The following is a 17,449-nucleotide window of genomic DNA, read 5'->3' on the forward strand; positions in this document are numbered from 1 at the left end:
CCGAAAAAGAAAGATTTCTGTTTCTACTGAAATCTTCAGCATTAACTATAAATCTTTTCTTTGTAAAACTATGAGAAATTTCGCATTGAAGAGAAGATAAAATATCATTAATATTTTTTCGTCTAGGTTTAACTGATTGATTCACTGTTAAATATACGAAAAAAAGATAAGATAAACAAGGTGAATCGTCTGAAAATCAAAATATTAGACCCTTAACTTAATGACATTGGGCTGAAGCCCGCTCCTACTGAATCTGATACTATATGTATAATAGAAACATACAAGAGATTTATGTAAGAGATCCAAAAACGGATCAATGTCATTAGTAGTATTTTATTTAGAAAAAACGTTTGATTAACATCTTATATATATAGTACCCTATTAAGCATCCTACAGTATCTGCTACGACATCTAAAGATTCCATGGATCTGCCTAATCCCATCTCCTCCTGAAGGATCTCAGTAAGGAAGGCATATATAAGGATGATCTGAAAAAAGTATGAAAATTTGATTCTGGGAAATGCCGCAATGAAGGAGAACCCCAACATGGCAAATATGCTCACATGTAAAACTTTGTCGATACCGCTGAACATAAACCAGTATTCCTGGTTCTCTTCACCCGGCTTCAGGAGCATATAAGTAAGAAATGCCCAATAAATGGGCAAAATCTTACTGAATATTTTTGAAATCTTATCCAATGATTGCCTGGTATTCTTCTGCAGTAAGCAGTTCTGAATGGTCAGCACCATCAGCAAGTTCTAATTTAATGATCCAACCGTCTCCATAAGGGTCTGTGTTTAACAGCTCAGGCTGAGCTTCCAATTCTGAATTAAATTCAATAACTTTTCCTGCAATAGGTAAGAATAAATCTGAAACCGTTTTCACCGCTTCTACACTTCCGAAAACCGCTCCCCCTTCAAGATCGTCATCTACAGTATCTACATCTACATATACGATATCGCCAAGTTCTCCCTGTGCGAAGTCTGTAATACCAATTGTAGCTACGTTACCTTCAATCTTGATCCATTCGTGATCTTTCGTGTACTTTAATTCTGATGGTGTATTCATTTTAATTTTTATTTTGTACAAATGTATTCAAAATAATAGTAGTTTCAAATATCGGATATAAAAAATGTCCTTCAAAATTGAAGGACATTTAAGCTTTATCAGTTTTAGTTTAGAAACCACCGCCTGAGTCACCAAAAGTGAACGTCGCAGACAGACCGGCTCTGATGGTAGACAGCGGGAATGCCGTCGATATTTTATACTTGGAAGTCATCTGCTCGTAGAAGACTCTTAAGTTAAGATTCTCGGAAACATTGTAGTCTGCAGAAATCTTGATATTCATCAGTTTCTGACCTCCCGTGATCTGTGAATCATCGAGCAGGATATTCATGATAGAGGTTTTGCTGTCTCTTAATGAAATGTCTCCTCTGATGTTAAGATCGCTTCCTTTTCCTCTGGAACCTCTTGTATTAGCCATTCCTAATCTGAAGTTTTTCACAATATATCCCAACCTCACTACATATTCACTATTGGAGTCTTCCGTAAGGGTATGGTTTACCAGTCCAAGAATCATCATTCTGTTTCTGTTGTACTGAAGTCCGAACTGCATATTATTTCTCATGGTCACATCTATTCCGATAAGTGGTGAGAAAGATTCTACATAACCCACCTGAGAGAAGGTAAACGGATTGATATAATCATTATTCACATCGAATGCATTTCCTCCTGAAATCCTGTTAAAGTAATCAATACTTGACTGAATTCCTGTTGCCGTATAGGTTGCAGTATACCCGTGCAGGATATCAAATTTAGAGAACTGACCATTAATGATCGGAACATTTCTTAACCCTGAGTAAGTAATCCTCCAGTTTGGAATCGGGATTCCTGCTTTCTTGGCATTTCCGATCTGCTTCACAGATTTTCCTTCTACTGCTGCTCTGAACGCCGGGATCAATACATAAGCATTGGCAATACTGTAATGATCTGCAAAACCGTCGCTATTCAATATTTCTCCTATACCCATCTGTTGTGACAGTATTCTTGCATTCTCTCTGATCGCCTGGTAGACGGCCTTAGTTTCCTGGAATGAAGTTTTAAGAAGCACCACTGAATTGGAGTATGTCACCTGATCATTAGCAAAGGCATAATCATGATTGGCTGTTCCGAGGTTATTCCTGTTATTAAATCCGGATTGTGAAAAGTTTCTGTTATAGTTGTGCAGTGCACTCAGGTCAATCCTGAAATCATTCATCGGAACGATCTGTAAATTGGCTCTCAGTTCCCTGGTCGACATCTTGATGTAAGGATCGGTCATGTATGGCGAATCACTTACCCATCCGTTCTCCAGCACTGTTCTTCTGATATCGGCCTGTGATCCGAAAAGGAATCCCATCGTAGGACCACCCAATGTCTGGCCGTAACCATACATATTTGGAGCAGACAGTAAACCGGGAAGCACTGTTCCGTTGTTTTCAGAGTAATTAACATCTAACTGCTTGAACGATGTCAATACAAAAGCTGCACTCTGAAGAATCGTCAGTTTGTTTTTAAATTTATAGCTCTTGTATCTGTATCTTCTCTTCTCCCACTGCTGAGTATATGCGTTATTCAGGGAGTCTATTTCCTGCTTACGTTTCTGTAGTTTTGCGGAGATATTCTTGAAGTATTTAAACTGTCCGAAGAACTTAGGAATATCTGCCGTAGCTGTTACCTGGATCACGTTGGTATTCTGCCCCACGGAACCTAAGCTTCCTTCAGGACTTGAAAGGAGTGCTGTAGATCTGGAATTCCAGTTATACGTCATTCCGTAACCTACTTCTGCATCGATGAAATCTAAATACGGAAGATACTGGAACGGCAGTTTGTAGTTCAGCTGTACTCTGTGATTGTACAATACCGGTCTACCCGCTCTGAAGATATTTCCAAAGATGGATTTATCATTCATTCCATTCACGTCTATATTATCGTTCAGTGTTCTTGTTGCAGAATTGATTTCCAGTTTTAATGATTTTGTAAAATTGAATCCTAAACCGTACTGCCACCCAAAGAAGAAGTTTCTGTTTCTGATGGCCGCAAAGCTATCCCCTGTATTTCCGCCTAAGATGGCCTCTACATTTCTAAACTCAAGCTCGTTATAATTTCTGTCTATTTCCGTTCTGAAAGATAATCTGGTAGGAATCGGATTGAAATTGAATTCTTTGACCCATCTCAGGTATTTTGTAGACTTCGCCGTATCACTGATCATTTTGTTGAAAGGCTTAATCACCCAAGGCTTGAAGGTGTAGTTGTAATCCACATATCCTCTTAGATACTGTCTGTAGTTTTTAGAGGTATAAATATCTCTGAAATAGTCATCGTTGTAAACCGCGGTTACGGAAACGTTTTCTATATCGTAGAATTTAGGTTTTTTATTCGGATTTACTCTTTCCTTGTGCATGTTCACCACACCGATACTTCTTTGCTGGGTGTAGGTTCTTGCTACTTTTTTCAGCTGCTCTTTATTGGCGGCTTTACTGAATTCCACATCGGTATCAAGAGGATTGTATTTCGGATCCTCAATGGTTTGTGCATAAGAGTAATTCAATGGAATTTTCATTCCACTTTTTTCAGGAAGGAATTTATCTACATTGATCGCGGTATTGATACTGAATGCTGACTGTGTAGACTGAGTTCTTTCTGCCGGTTTTGAATCTATATTACCGAAACCTACAGAGGTATACGATGCACTCGTATTAATGGTTGCAAAATCCCCAAGGTTAAAATTCAAGCTTGCATTCCCCGCATATCCGCCATCGTTTTCAATTTCAGAAAGACGGATTTCGTTTACCCAAAGGATTCTCTCAATCCCGGCAGACAGACGATCATTGTTTCTTACTCCTATCATGATCGTTGTGATATTCCCCAAGCTTGGACGCCCTTTTATGTAAATCTTTTTAAGCTCGTTAGCCGCACTAAATGCAGGATCTTCAATTCTATTGACAATATCATTTGGCGAGTTTTTATCTCTTCTTATTTTTGCATCGACAAAATTTTGAATTTCAAAATCTACATTGTTTTCAATAGGCCATATTTCCAGTGGTGCAGTTGCTGTACCTTTTGTAAGCATCATTGAAGATTCATATTCATAGTAATTATCTGTAGCATCACTACCGAAACGAATGAAGAACTTAGCCTGCGGGTCAATATTTTCATATCGATTAGATGGATCCTGAGCATGCACAAAAAGTTTTAGCTTTTTATATCTTCTCATATCCAGTGACGTATTTTTGAAAACTCCTCTTGCTTCAGCCTTCAAATCTTTCACTCTCATATAAAGAGATGCCTCATTCTGTCTTTGTGCGCCGGCATTTCCGCTCAATACCTGTCTGTCGATACCCGGAGGCAGTACATAAGGAGGCTGATTCAATGCATTTTCTTCAATATTTACACTCCCTACTTCAAAGTTATTGTTCAAATTCAGATCTGTAGATGCTACCCCTTCATTAGCAGAGGTTACAGTCTGGCTGGCAATCTGGTTTGGATATCTTCTCCAGTCAGATCTTACAAGATCCATTGTACCGAATCTTAAAGTAGAAGTCTGCTCGAATCCTGCAAGCATTAATCTTGCAAACCTTACATTGTTCAACACGGACTGACTTCTTTCTCCTTCAGCTTCTGTCTCTGCATATTTTGAAACCGGGATTCGGAATAAGTACCATTTTACATCTGAGGTCTGTCCGTTCTGGAAGCTTGCCTTTACTGTTTTTACATCTACGATATTGTTTGTTCCTAAAGCAAGGCTAGGCTTATCAAGTTTTACAATATATTCATTGTAGCTTTCCGTCTGATCAAGGTTGTAATCTTTATTGATATCTTCTGCATCCGGAGTCTGTGAAGCCACTTCCAGAGAGTTGGCCAGAGAGTTCCCTTCCGGGTTTCTGAAGTATTTGTATCGCTGAACAAGAGATGAAGCCTGCCCGCCTGTAAATTTGTCAGACATGAAAAACACGAAATCATCTACTGCAGGGTCAGCCAGGTTGGTCACCGGGTTTACGAATGTATTCCCGAATCTCATCGCTTCCTGGTCAGAGCTTAAACCATCGTATCCTAAATCCTGAGATCTTCTGTCGTCTCCTTCGCTGGAGAAGGCATAAAGGATAGGTGGCTGTTTCGGCTGTACTCCCCAGTTGGAGGTGGTTGTAGTAGAAGGTGCTCCCGGAGTAGGAAGACCGTTTTCATACTGCATTTTACCGTCCTTCAGGATATCTTCGGAAACGTTTCCTAGGTGAAGTAATAGTCTGGCTCTGTTTCCTAATGTATTTCCGTCCGCATAAGGATCCATCATCCAGAATTCCACATATTCGATGTTGGAATTCACAAAGTTGGACACACTGATTGGTCTCATGATCCCCGCCCATCTCGCAGCTGCTGTTTCAGTGCCCGGATTGACGTTATAAGGACCTTTTTCATTCGGGTAATAAGAAATATCTAAAGTATTGGTGAAGGTCTGCTCACCCGCAACAAAATCTCTGTTATTGTAAATTTCAGAATACTGAACTCTTCTGGAAGCGTGATTGGAAACGGACTGTGCCGTAATTCCCGCAGGCGCTCTGCCTCCTACTCCCCAGAATCTAGGGTCAATATTATACCAGGATAGAAGTCCTCTACCGTAACCGCTTGTTAATGCATCGTCAGCAGGTGGTCCGTTGAACGGTGCTGCTGTATTTTTCTCCGGTCTTGAAGCAAGGCTCCATGCAGCCGGTTCTTTTAAAGATATTTTAGAAGTGGTCTGTTCGAAATCATCTACATAAGACTGGTCATTGGTTCCTTTATTCAGTCCCGGAAGCAAATAAGCTGCTTCCATCTTAAAGTTAAGGTTGGATGGTGCTTCGGTATTTATTAATGGAATTTTATCCGTCAGTCTGGTCAGGAAAGGTACTTGATTGTTGTACATCATATTCACTCCTGCCATGGTGTTGTTAACAGCCTCCTGTCCATAATTTACCTTCTGGGTAAGCGGAGATTCTGAATAATTGACAACGGTACCTCCCACGATAAAGTTTTCACTGAATCTTCTCTCAAGGTTTAACCCTAAGAATCTTTTTCTCTGGGTATTAAATGTAAGCTGGTTTTCAAGTGAAATATTGATCGCCTGTCCAGACTGTTTAACGTTTTCATTGATTATCGTTACCGTTCCCAGCATATAGTCTACGGTATAGTCTACCCCTTCGGTCAGCTGAACTCCGTTTGCTGAAACTTTTACAGATCCCTGAGGAACATTTACTGCTCCAAGAGAAATTCCCTGCCCCTGTGTTCCTTTGTAGCGCCCCTCGATGGTATAACGCTGTGCAAGATTACTGGAAGTGGCTACCTGCTTTTGCTGACGGTAAAGATCATTAAAGACAAACTGCGGGTCATTGGTTCCTATCTGACTCTGCATAAAGCTTCCGAAAGGCTGTACTTTGGTGAAAATAATTCTTCCTGTTTCCGGGCGTATCGTAATCCCGTTCACAAAGTCAAAGATACCGTCTCCCAATACACCGCTGCTGGCCTGGATATCACCGTTCATGTTCAAACGGTCCCAGTTGAATAGTTTCAATAGATTCTTATCCTGAACAGGGGTACCCGGAAGATAGTTTACCTTACCTCCGCTCTTAGGATCTCTGTAGAAAACATTAAGAATAAATCCGTCCTGGGCTACCTGTCCTGCATCCAGAGAATAGATGTTTTTCATCATCAGGTCCCACATCGGAGACTCTGTATTCACTTTGTTGTTTACTCTAAGAACCTTGGTGACCAATACAGGGCTTTCTTCGGAGAATTCCCCTACTTTATATACTTTATTGGTTCCGTCTGTATAAGAGTAAGAAACGGCTAAAAGCTGATTTTCGTTCAGCTTCTGGTTTAATGAAACATATCCTAACTGAGGCTGTAATGTATATTCATTGGTATTCAGCCTTCTTGCTTTTGTATTAAAAATAAACTGCTCACCGTTATCATAAGGTTGCACACTTCCCGGGAAACTCTGTCCCTGGAATGTCGTTGCATAGTTTTTACCGGCTTCTCTCGGTCCTATGGCAGCATTAATAGACTGGTACAAACCATTCTGTGAGTTATCCGGCAATCCTCCGGCCCCTTCTCCAAGGTCCCTGATCCCAATGATACTTTTCTGGTAAGCCAGGTTACTGTTCCCCTGGTCCAATACCCAAACTTCCAGTCTGGTTACGTTGACTGTGGAATTGATCTGCGGATAATTAAGTAATGCCTGGTCATAACGGTCGAGGAAGTAATGTCCCAGGAAAAAGTGTTGGTTATCTTCGTAGTCGATGGCGTTGACTTTAAAGTTATTCATCACACCACCACCCTGTACTACAATATTTCTGGCCTCACCCTGCTGTTGGGAAAGAACCACTGTTCCGAAGGTCTTCCCAAGCTGGAATTCCGACTTTACCCCAAACAGTGATTGCGAGCCACGGATAAGACTGGTAGAAAGCGGCATATTCACGTTACCGAATTCTACTCTTTTTATGATTTTATCTTCCCCTCCGGCACTTGGCTTATCTACATCACCAAGACCCTTGGTTTGAAGGTCTTTCCAGCTTCCTTTTGCCTGCCATACGAGGTTCATTCTGTTTTCAAATGCGAAACCACTTTGGGTATCGTAATTGGCTTTCAACTGAAGGTTCTCTCCTACCTTTCCTAAAAGTCCCAGTTGTATTCTCTGGTCTATATCAAACGTAAAACTGGTCCTGTTTTGTGGCAGGATCAGCGGGTTGTCTATTTTCTGGTAAAGTCCGGCAAAGTCTAAAGAGGCATATCCTGAAGGAATGATCTCAATTTTATTACTCCCGAAAATCGTTTCAAACAATCTGTTGTTGATCATCAGAGATGGAATAAGGCCTTGCTTTTTGGCATCCGTCCTATCTCTTCTGAAAAGGAGACTGTATTTATCCGATTTCTCTTTGTAGTAAGCTCTTGTCTGGGTAGCGAGCATAAATTCTTTATACTCTTCAGGAGACATCGCTGTAGGCGGGCCGGTGTAAGTATTTCCAATCTTTGGATATACATAGTACATTCCGGTTTTTATGTCATAAAAGGCTTCATACCGGGTGGGGTCAGCCAGTTGATATTCTTTCTTTATGATCGCAGTATCACGTACCTGCTGTGCAAAGGCACTTACTGACATGCACAGGAACGACAGGAACAGAAATATTTTGAGATGCTTATTATTCGCCACCAAATGTTAAATGTTTTTTAAAATTTGTTTTACCAGTTCTTCTACCGAGATCTCCGGATTCTGCTTCATCATTCTGTCTGCTATCTTCTCGCTCATTCGTTTCGGGATCCCTAAAACTTCTAATGCAGATAACGATTCTTCCTTAACTTTATTATCCACAAAAGCAGAAATATTTTCTGCCTCAATGCCGAATTTCTGGACTTTATCCTTCAAATCTACAATGATTCTTTCAGCGGTTTTAGCTCCTATCCCTTTAGCTTTTTGGATCAGTGCGCTATTCTTGGAAAGGATAGCCGTAGCGATCTCTTCAAGGCTTAAAGTAGATAGAAGTATAAGGGCGGAAACAGCTCCTACTCCGTTAACGCTTATTAACAGATTGAACATTTCTTTTTCTGAACGAGTGTTAAAACCAAAGAGAAGATGTGCATCTTCCCGAATGATCTGCTGAATAAATAAGAATGCCGGCTTATTCAGGGCCAGTGCCTGGGAGGTCATCAAACTGATACCTACATAGTAACCAACTCCTTGTACGTTGATCACTGCGTAAGTGGGCGTAAGTTCTTGAACGCTGCCTTGTAAGGAAAATATCATTATTAATTTTTAAAACTCCCAAATATAGCAATTTAAACTAATTAATATTTTCATTTCATGTACGAATGATTTTTAACTTAAATTTTGACTATGAATTCAATGAATTAATATAAAAACAAAAGACTCCAAAATATGGAGTCTCGTGTTCTATTTATCAAGATTAAAATTGTCTTTTAAATAACAATCTGACTATTTCTAGCCATTATTTTTTTCAGCATTTTTCTTTTCTCTTCTCTGAGCATCAAGAACGGCTACCGTCGCTAAGTTTACAATTTCGTCTACGCTTGAACGCATCTGTAAAACGTGTACCGGCTGCTTCAGTCCCATCAGGATTGGCCCGATTACCTGAGCTACTTTCATTCCTCTGATGATCTTGTAAGAAAGGTTCGCACTTTCAAGATTCGGGAAAACGAATGTATTGGCAGGAGTGGTTCCTAATTTAGAGAACGGATAATCGCTCAAATGATCTGCATTCATCGCAAAATCCGGTTGGATTTCACCATCAACTATCATTTTAGGATATTTCTCGTGAAGAATGCTTACCGCTTTCGCTACTTTTTTGGACGTATCGGAAATGGCTGCAAAGTTTTCGAAACCAAGCATCGCAATTCTAGGCTCTATTGCAAAAGATTTCACTGTGATTTCTGCCATTTTCGCAATATTCACAAGGTCTTCTGCGGTAGGATTCTGGTTGATGGATGTATCAGCAAAGAAAATAGGTTTCTTTTCTGAAAGGATCATCATCATCGCCGCGATTTTATCTACACCTTTATCTTTTTCAATCACTTCCAAAACAGGACGAAGCACCGATGTATAGTTTTTAGAGAAACCAACGATCAATCCGTCTGTATCTCCATGTCTCAACATCAATGGACCGAAATAATCTCTCTGGCGCACATATCTTTTCGCTTTGTACTCGTTCATTCCTTTTCTCTGACGAAGTTTCCAAAGGGTTTCTCTGTATCTCTTTCTGTTTTCCTTCTGATCATCATCGCTTGGATCAATAATCGGAATATCCAGATTGATACCGAAACGTTCCATCTGTTCTTTGATGTATTTTTTATCTCCTAAAAGACTTGGGAATGCAATTCCTTCCTCATAAAGAATCTGTGCTGCTTTCAATACGTTGTACTCTTCAGCATTTCCTAAAGTGATTCTCTTCGGATTAGATTTTGCACGGCTCTGCATCATTCTTACCAACTTCTCATCTCTTCCCATTCTGTCCAGCAGCTGGTTTTCGTATTCTTCGAAGTCTTCGATGGTTTTTCTGGCAATACCGCTTTCAATAGCTGCTTTTGCTACAGCGCTGGAAACTTTGGTGATCAGTCTGTTATCAAATGGTTTTGGAATAAAATATTCTCTTCCAAACTGTAAGTTCTGAACATTATAAGCAAGGATTACAGCTTCCGGCACCGGTTCTTTGGCAAGATCTGCAATCGCGTGTACCGCTGCAAGCTTCATTTCTTCATTAATTCCTTTCGCCTGAACGTCCAATGCGCCACGGAAAATGTAAGGGAATCCCAATACATTGTTCACCTGGTTAGGATAGTCGCTTCTTCCGGTTGCCATGATCACGTCTTTACGGGTTTCAAGGGCAAGATCGTAAGCGATTTCAGGATCCGGGTTCGCCAAAGCAAAAACGATAGGATTCTCAGTCATGCTGGAAAGCATTTCCGGAGTCATTACGTTTCCTTTTGACAATCCGATGAAAACATCTGAACCTTTTACGGCATCTTCCAGTGTTTCAATATCGGTATTGGCAATGAAATCTATTTTTTCAGGTGTAAGGTTTTCTCTTTTATGATTGATCACCCCTTTACTGTCGCACATTAAAACATTTTCTCTCTTCAGACCTAAAGAAATGTATAAGTTGGTACATGCAATGGCAGCCGCTCCGGCTCCGTTCACAACCATTTTTACTTCACCGATATTTTTACCGGCAATCTGAAGCGAGTTGATCAGTGCAGCAGCTGAAATAATAGCTGTTCCGTGCTGGTCATCGTGCATCAAAGGAATATCAAGCTCTTCTTTCAGTTTCTGCTCGATATAGAAAGCTTCAGGAGCTTTGATATCTTCAAGGTTGATTCCTCCGAATGTGGGAGCAATTCCTTTTACAATCTGGATAAATTTGTCCGGATCTTTTTCATCGATCTCAATATCAAAGACATTGATGTCTGCAAAGATCTTAAACAAAAGACCTTTTCCTTCCATTACCGGTTTTGAAGCTTCAGCTCCGATATCACCAAGACCTAGTACAGCCGTTCCATTGGAAATTACAGCTACCAGATTTCCTTTTCCTGTGTAGTCATAAACGGTTTCCGGCTTATCGTGGATCTCCATACAAGGAACTGCTACACCTGGTGAGTATGCCAATGATAAATCTCTTTGAGAAGAGTGAGGCTTCGAAGGGATAACTTCGATTTTTCCTTTAGGTTCGGCTTTATGATAATCTAACGCGGCCTGATTAAAGTTCTTTTCGTCGCGGTGGGTTTTACTTGACATAGAATTTTGTTTTTTATTAAAGTATATACTTAATATGGTAGTCTACTAAACTTTCGATAGGTTTCTGGACAACGTGTCCTACATTTAAATGAAATTCGTCTGCAACTGAGCGCAGCGTATCTTCATAGTAATACGCAATAGAGCCGATGAAATTGATCTCGGCATCTTTTGATTGTTTATAAGGAATGACCTGATATTCGAAGAAGTTTTTCATTTCCTCGTATACCATATCTTTAAAGTAAGGATGATCCTTTCTTTCGATGACAAATTTGTTGAAATCCGCCAGCCAGGCGTTAGGTCTTGAGCTGTGATACATATTTTTCAATGCATCTTCTATTTTCAGCCCATAATTCTGCTCAAATTCCGTATGAAGGTCTGCCGGCAGTTTTTTCATAAAATATCTTCGCACCAGCTGTTTTCCAATGGCGCTTCCGCTTCCTTCATCTCCCATAAGGAAACCAAGGGAAGGAAGTTCTATTTTAATGTCTTTACCGTCGAAATAACACGAATTGGATCCGGTTCCCAAAATACAGACGACAGCAGGTTTTCCACTGTACGCAGCGTAAGCAGCGGCCACAAGATCTTCTCTCACAAACACTTCAGCTTTTGTGAATACTTTTTTCAATTCTTCCTCTATGGTTTCGCAGTTTTTTTTCACACCGCATCCGGAACCATAGAAGAAAATCTTCGTAATGGAATTTCTGACTAATATAAGGCTGCTGTTCTTTTCTATTTCAGGAACGATAAGTTCTCTATTGATAAAATTAGGATTAAAGCCGATAGTTTCTGTTTTTAAAAACACTTTTTTGAAGTCATCAAGGATCACCCAATCTGATTTGGTAGAACCACTATCAACAATAGCAACCATATATTACATTTTAGTTTAAGGATGCTAAATTATGAATTTATCTTTACATAGCGTTTAAAAACAGACTGGAAGCTTCTAATGTTTTATATCAGCTTTTTGATTGTCAAACTTCATCAGCCAGTCTTCAATTTCATCCTCCAGATAAGAACTCTGAAGCATGATGGCATTGATAAAATCATCCGGCACCGGTTTGTCTGTAGAGTTTTCAAGGTTCCACAATTCGTCTGCCATATTTTCATACTCTGAATACACTCTTTTGAAGCGGGAATTCTCTCTCTCAAGAGCCTCAATATTTTTTTGCTGAAGCTGGAATTTTCTGTATTTGTTTTGACTTTTCATACAAATATTGTTATAGTTTGGGTCGTGAAAATTAAGGTATTATGCGTTAGAGCGCACATTCCAAGATAGAAAAAACCATCAACACAAGGAGTTGAAAATGAATTTATTATCAGGTTATAATTACATCATTCAGAAGATTAAATTTAGAAATTATTTTGATTCAAAAAAATTATTTAACAACTTTTTTCATTGTTTAACATATGCTTATCACAATATTTTCAGCCTCCAGATTCCGGATCATCTTCAATCCCTTTTGCTTACAACGATTGTCCTGTTTATCTCTCATTTATTAAATGATCATAAAGTAATTTTATGGTCTGTTTCAGTCATTATCAGGAACTGTTCAATGGAATACATGACCCATTATATAAAGTATTTTCGGCCTATCCATCGCACAAAACGACATACACAACGCTATCAATCAACAAAATACGTTCATTTTTAATTTTAAAATAATCTTTTATTCTTACATTATTGACATATAATTATAAATTTGCACTTTCATATATATTGAATGAGAGAATTACTAATACGCCAGAAACAGGTTTTGTTCTTCATTATAGCCGGAGGGCTCAGCGCTATCGTAGAGATTGGAAGCTTCAAGGCTTTCAGTACCTACCTTCCGCATTTTTTCTCCGGAGAAACCAATTTTCACGGCATCCATTATCCTTTGAGTAACATTTTCTCAACCAGCTGCGGGATCATCACCAATTATTTTTTGAGCATCTGGTTTGTCTTTGAAAGGGGAAAACATTCCAAAAGAAAGGAATTTGCTTACTTCATGGGCGTTTCTTTTGTATCAACGTTACTAAGTTTAGGCTTTTTCCAGATTTTCTACAGCTTTATATTTAAGGATAATATCAATTTAATTTTTTATACCTTAAGCCCGGAAATGATCAGTAAGATCGCGGCGATCGTACTGGTTTCGATTCTGAATTATTCAGTGAAAAAGAAAGTAATTTTTAACGGTTAAGCGGTGACAAAAATTTTAAATTATCTCTGGAGATTCTGGCTGCTGCTACTGGCATTTGTCTTAACAGTTACCTTGGGAATCCCTGTCTATATTTTATCCTTTAATAAAAAGCATTACAAATACGCATACAAATTCATCCGCATCTGGTGCTTCGGGATGTTCTACGGCATGGGTCTGAGATATGATCTTACCCACCTTTCCGATCAGAAAAAAGACAAAAGCAAACCCTACGTTTTTATTTCGAATCATACTTCGATTATGGATATTATGCTTACCTGTATTCTGATGCCGGATCATCCGATTTGTTTTGTGGGTAAAAAAGAACTGGTAAAGATCCCGATTTTCGGTACCATATATAAAAGGATATGTGTAATGGTAGACCGTGGAAGCGCAAGAAGCCGTGCAGATGTCTACAGAAGATGTGCTGAGAAAATGGAAGAAGGCAACAGCATTGCCATATTTCCCGAAGGTGGTGTACCGGACGACACTTCTATTATTCTGGATGAATTCAAAGACGGAGCATTTACTTTATCTTCCAAACACAACTCCCCGATTGCCGTCTATACCTTTGTAGGGCTGAAGGAAATTTTCCCTTTCGACAGTGCAAAAGGCTATCCTGGCCGTGTAAAAGTGTATTTCAACGGAATCATGGAGCCTTCCGATTCTCCAAAAGACCTAAAAACAGAGGCTTACAAAGAAATAAAAAAAACGCTGCTGGAACACTCTATATAAAAGAAATAGTTATATTTGTTTGCGAAATTTTTAACAAACATGTCTAAAACAAATCAACCGACTAATTACCCTGCACTATACACGCTGGTGCTTGTATTTTTTTTCTGGGGTTTTATTGCAGCCGGCAATAGTATTTTTATCCCTTTCTGTAAAAACTATTTTTCCCTTGACCAGTTTCAGTCCCAATTAATAGACTTTGCGTTTTATACGGCCTATTTCTTAGGAGCATTGTTGCTGTTCATATCCAGTACGATTAAAGGTATTGACATCATAGGAAAATGGGGCTACAAAAGGAGTATCGTATACGGACTGCTGCTGTCAGCCATAGGAGCTGCCATTATGATCTTGGCCGTTAAAGCCAATGTGTATTACGGAATGCTTATCGGGCTTTTCGTTGTAGCCTTAGGTTTTTCTATTCAACAGACGGCTGCCAACCCTTTTGCCGTCCTTTTGGGAGACCCGAAAACAGGAGCTAGCAGGCAGAATTTAGCCGGAGGGATTAACTCTTTTGGAACATCCATCGGGCCTATTATTGTAGGTCTTGCACTTTTCGGAACGACTGCTACGGTAGATGACGATCAGATCAAGCATCTGGCGCTGGATAAAGTAATTTTACTTTACACTGCTGTAGGAGCCCTGTTTTTAATTGCTGCCGGAGTTTTCTATTTTTCTAAAAAACTTCCAGACGGAATCTCAACTGAGCCTATGGAAAAAGCTGGAAAAGCCAGAAAGACTTTGATTGCAATGACGATATTGGTGATCTTATTCTTTATCCCGGTATTCAGCAGCTACAACTCTGATGAAGCGAAGAAAATCGAAGCATTAGGCAATGAAATTTCAGTCCTTGACACGAATCTGAAGAAAGAAACAAACGCTGCAAAAACAACTGAATACACCACACAGATCGCTGCCAAGAAAACAGAACTTGAAACTATAAAACATCCTCTTGAAAAAGAGAGAATGATCTATCTGGGAGGTGCATTACTTTCCGTTATTGTATGTCTTATTTTCGCCAACACCAGTTCGAAAAAGAATCCGGACGGTTGGGGCGCAATGAAATATCCACAGCTTGTATTGGGAATGATTGCCATTCTCTGCTATGTGGGAGTGGAAGTGGCGATAGGAAGTAATTTGGGTGAACTTTTAAGTACCCCTGCGTTCGGCGGACATCAGTCCTCAGATCTTGCTCCTTATATTTCAATGTATTGGGGAAGTTTGATGATCGGAAGATGGACCGGGGCTATTGCTGTATTCAATCTTAATAAACAACAACAAACTATTGCTACTATTGTGGTTCCTTTTGTGGCATTCCTTGTCATTATCGGTATCAATACGATTGCACAAAAAGATATGTCTCACCTTTATTTCTATGCGATCTGTATTGCAATTCAGGTGATCTTATTCCTGGTTAGTAAAAATAAACCGGCTACTACATTGACAATTTTTGGTCTCTTTGGAGTGATTGCAATGATCGTAGGACTTCTTACCACAGGAAACATCGCTATCTATGCATTCCTTTCCGGAGGTCTTGCCTGTAGTATCATGTGGCCGTCTATCTTTACTCTGGCCATTACAGGTTTAGGAAAGTATACTGCTCAGGGTTCAGCATTCTTAGTCATGATGATTTTAGGAGGTGGTATTATCCCGCCGCTACAGGGGAAACTTTCTGATATTATCGGAATTCACAATTCCTATTTCATTCCGGTGCTGTGTTTTGCGTATATTGCATTATTCGCATACATAACCAAAAAGGCTTTGTCTAAACAAGGAATCAATGTTGATATTTTAGAATCTGATGGAGGTCACTAATACAACAAAAAAAATAGATAAGAAAAGATTTTGGGCAGGTGGATTACTTGCCCAATTTCTTTTGTTCTATGCGTTCTCTAAGTCGAAAACAATGATCTCTTTTTTCGAATGGTTCTTTGAATTTCAGAAAAAAATGCATCAATTGCTTTTCAGCTGGGTCCCGTTTTCTTTCGGCGATCTTATTTACATTCTTTTAGGGATTTTTCTTTTATATGGCCTTATTCTTTGTTTTAAAAAGAAAAGCAGAAACAAGGCTCTTTTAAGGCTTCTGGCCGGCATTAACATCTTCTACTTCATCTACCAGATCTGTTGGGGCATGCTGTACTTCCAGACTCCTGTTATCAAGAAACTGTCGAGTCAGAAAGAACCGGAAATCAATAAAGCAAAGACATTAGCCCTTCGTTATCTGGAAAAATGCAAAGTGACCAGACAATCTGTACGGGAGGATAAAAACGGAGTATTTATTATTACTGATCTGAAGGCCGTACAGACTGAAATTCTTCAGCAACAGACCCGGCTTCCAAAATATATTTCAGATAAGTATGCGCCGGAAATCAATGCTTTTAAGCCCAGCCTTTTTAAAAGTGTGATGAATTTCACAGGAATACTGGGATACTATAATCCGTTTACAGCAGAAGCACAATATAACAGTGAACTGCCCCATACTTTCATCCCATTTACATCGGCACATGAAAGCTCACACCAGCTTGGTTTCGCCAGAGAACAGGAAGCTAATTTTATAGGCTATCTGCTCGGTGTGAATGCTAAAAATCCGGATCTGAGATACAGTACAGAATATTTTACATTAAAAAGTCTTTTAAGATTTATTGTAGAAGAAGATCCTGCATTTGTAAAGTCTGTGCTTAGTCAATATTCTCCTGCGATGAAAAGAGACCGTCTCTATGAAAGGAGCTTCATTTTCAGACATCAGGGCTGGCTGGATGACTTCTTTGGGTTTACGAATAACCTGTTTCTGAAGAGTAACCAGCAGGAAGGAGCGGTTACTTATTCTTACTTTATCGACCTTCTTCTGAACTATGAAAGGTAGTCAACAAAAAAAAAGAATCGTATCAGGCGATACGATTCTAAAAACACAAATGATGAAAAAAAATTTATTACCTTGACTTGTTCCCTCATTCAAGGCGATGTAAAAGTACAATATATTTTATAAATACAAAAACATTTCTAACCTTTTTTAAAACTTTAAGAAAACTTTATGATTTTTTAAGTTTTTTTGAGTTCATTCCTGAAAATTAGAATTTTACCAAAACAAATAATTCAATAATAAATCATTATTTAAATTTAAAATTCACTATGAAAAGCGTATAAATCTAAACAATTGTTTAAAGATTAAATATTTGAATTTTTTGGTATTTTTTCAATCGTAAAAATTAGAGTTATTTACTTTAAGTGGG

General features: G+C 39.1%; 11 protein-coding genes. 4 read left to right on the forward strand and 7 right to left on the reverse strand.

Annotated elements, in window-relative coordinates; translation table 11 throughout:
* Positions 1-337: 337 nt before the first annotated feature.
* The 7 genes from IW22_RS08495 to IW22_RS08525 form a co-directional block, all read right to left on the reverse strand.
* The gene (locus IW22_RS08495; RefSeq protein WP_117616577.1) at positions 338-697 is read right to left on the reverse strand and encodes a VanZ family protein; all 360 of its coding nucleotides are present in this window, start codon (positions 695-697) and stop codon (positions 338-340) included.
* The gene (gcvH, locus tag IW22_RS08500) at positions 690-1,067 is read right to left on the reverse strand and encodes a glycine cleavage system protein GcvH (RefSeq protein WP_034725701.1); all 378 of its coding nucleotides are present in this window, start codon (positions 1,065-1,067) and stop codon (positions 690-692) included. The genes IW22_RS08495 and gcvH overlap by 8 nt, the downstream gene beginning before the upstream one ends.
* Before the next feature lie 109 nt (positions 1,068-1,176).
* A complete protein-coding gene (gene sprA, locus IW22_RS08505; protein WP_051891163.1) occupies positions 1,177-8,169 on the reverse strand; it encodes a cell surface protein SprA in 6,993 nt (2,330 codons plus the stop codon).
* 57 nt (positions 8,170-8,226) lie between these two features.
* Positions 8,227-8,811 carry a Holliday junction branch migration protein RuvA gene (gene ruvA, locus IW22_RS08510; protein ID WP_034725702.1) on the reverse strand — a complete coding sequence of 195 codons (585 nt, stop codon included), beginning with the start codon at positions 8,809-8,811 and terminating at the stop codon, positions 8,227-8,229.
* Positions 8,812-9,006: 195 nt separating this feature from the next.
* Positions 9,007-11,313 carry an NADP-dependent malic enzyme gene (locus IW22_RS08515; protein WP_034725703.1) on the reverse strand — a complete coding sequence of 769 codons (2,307 nt, stop codon included), beginning with the start codon at positions 11,311-11,313 and terminating at the stop codon, positions 9,007-9,009.
* A gap of 16 nt (positions 11,314-11,329) precedes the next feature.
* Positions 11,330-12,181: an ATPase gene (locus IW22_RS08520; protein WP_034725704.1), complete on the reverse strand. Its 852-nt coding sequence runs from the start codon at positions 12,179-12,181 to the stop codon at positions 11,330-11,332.
* Between the two features lie 75 nt (positions 12,182-12,256).
* Positions 12,257-12,520 (reverse strand): hypothetical protein, encoded by a 264-nt coding sequence (locus IW22_RS08525; RefSeq protein WP_034725705.1) that lies wholly within the window; start codon positions 12,518-12,520, stop codon positions 12,257-12,259.
* A 514-nt stretch (positions 12,521-13,034) separates the two neighbouring features.
* Between IW22_RS08525 and IW22_RS08530 the strand changes: the two genes are divergently transcribed.
* The 4 genes from IW22_RS08530 to IW22_RS08545 are packed head-to-tail and all read left to right on the forward strand — an operon-like array spanning position 13,035 to position 17,082.
* Positions 13,035-13,493 (forward strand): GtrA family protein, encoded by a 459-nt coding sequence (locus tag IW22_RS08530; RefSeq protein WP_034725707.1) that lies wholly within the window; start codon positions 13,035-13,037, stop codon positions 13,491-13,493.
* Between the two features lie 3 nt (positions 13,494-13,496).
* Complete coding sequence (locus IW22_RS08535; protein WP_081873919.1) at positions 13,497-14,225, forward strand: lysophospholipid acyltransferase family protein; 729 nt, start codon at positions 13,497-13,499, stop codon at positions 14,223-14,225.
* Positions 14,226-14,264: 39 nt separating this feature from the next.
* The gene (locus IW22_RS08540) at positions 14,265-16,034 is read left to right on the forward strand and encodes an MFS transporter (protein ID WP_034725708.1); all 1,770 of its coding nucleotides are present in this window, start codon (positions 14,265-14,267) and stop codon (positions 16,032-16,034) included.
* Positions 16,021-17,082: a DUF3810 domain-containing protein gene (locus IW22_RS08545; protein ID WP_034725709.1), complete on the forward strand. Its 1,062-nt coding sequence runs from the start codon at positions 16,021-16,023 to the stop codon at positions 17,080-17,082. The genes IW22_RS08540 and IW22_RS08545 overlap by 14 nt, the downstream gene beginning before the upstream one ends.
* The last annotated feature ends 367 nt before the right edge of the window (positions 17,083-17,449 follow it).

It is taken from the genome of Chryseobacterium sp. JM1 (assembly GCF_000737715.1).
Lineage (GTDB): Bacteria > Bacteroidota > Bacteroidia > Flavobacteriales > Weeksellaceae > Chryseobacterium.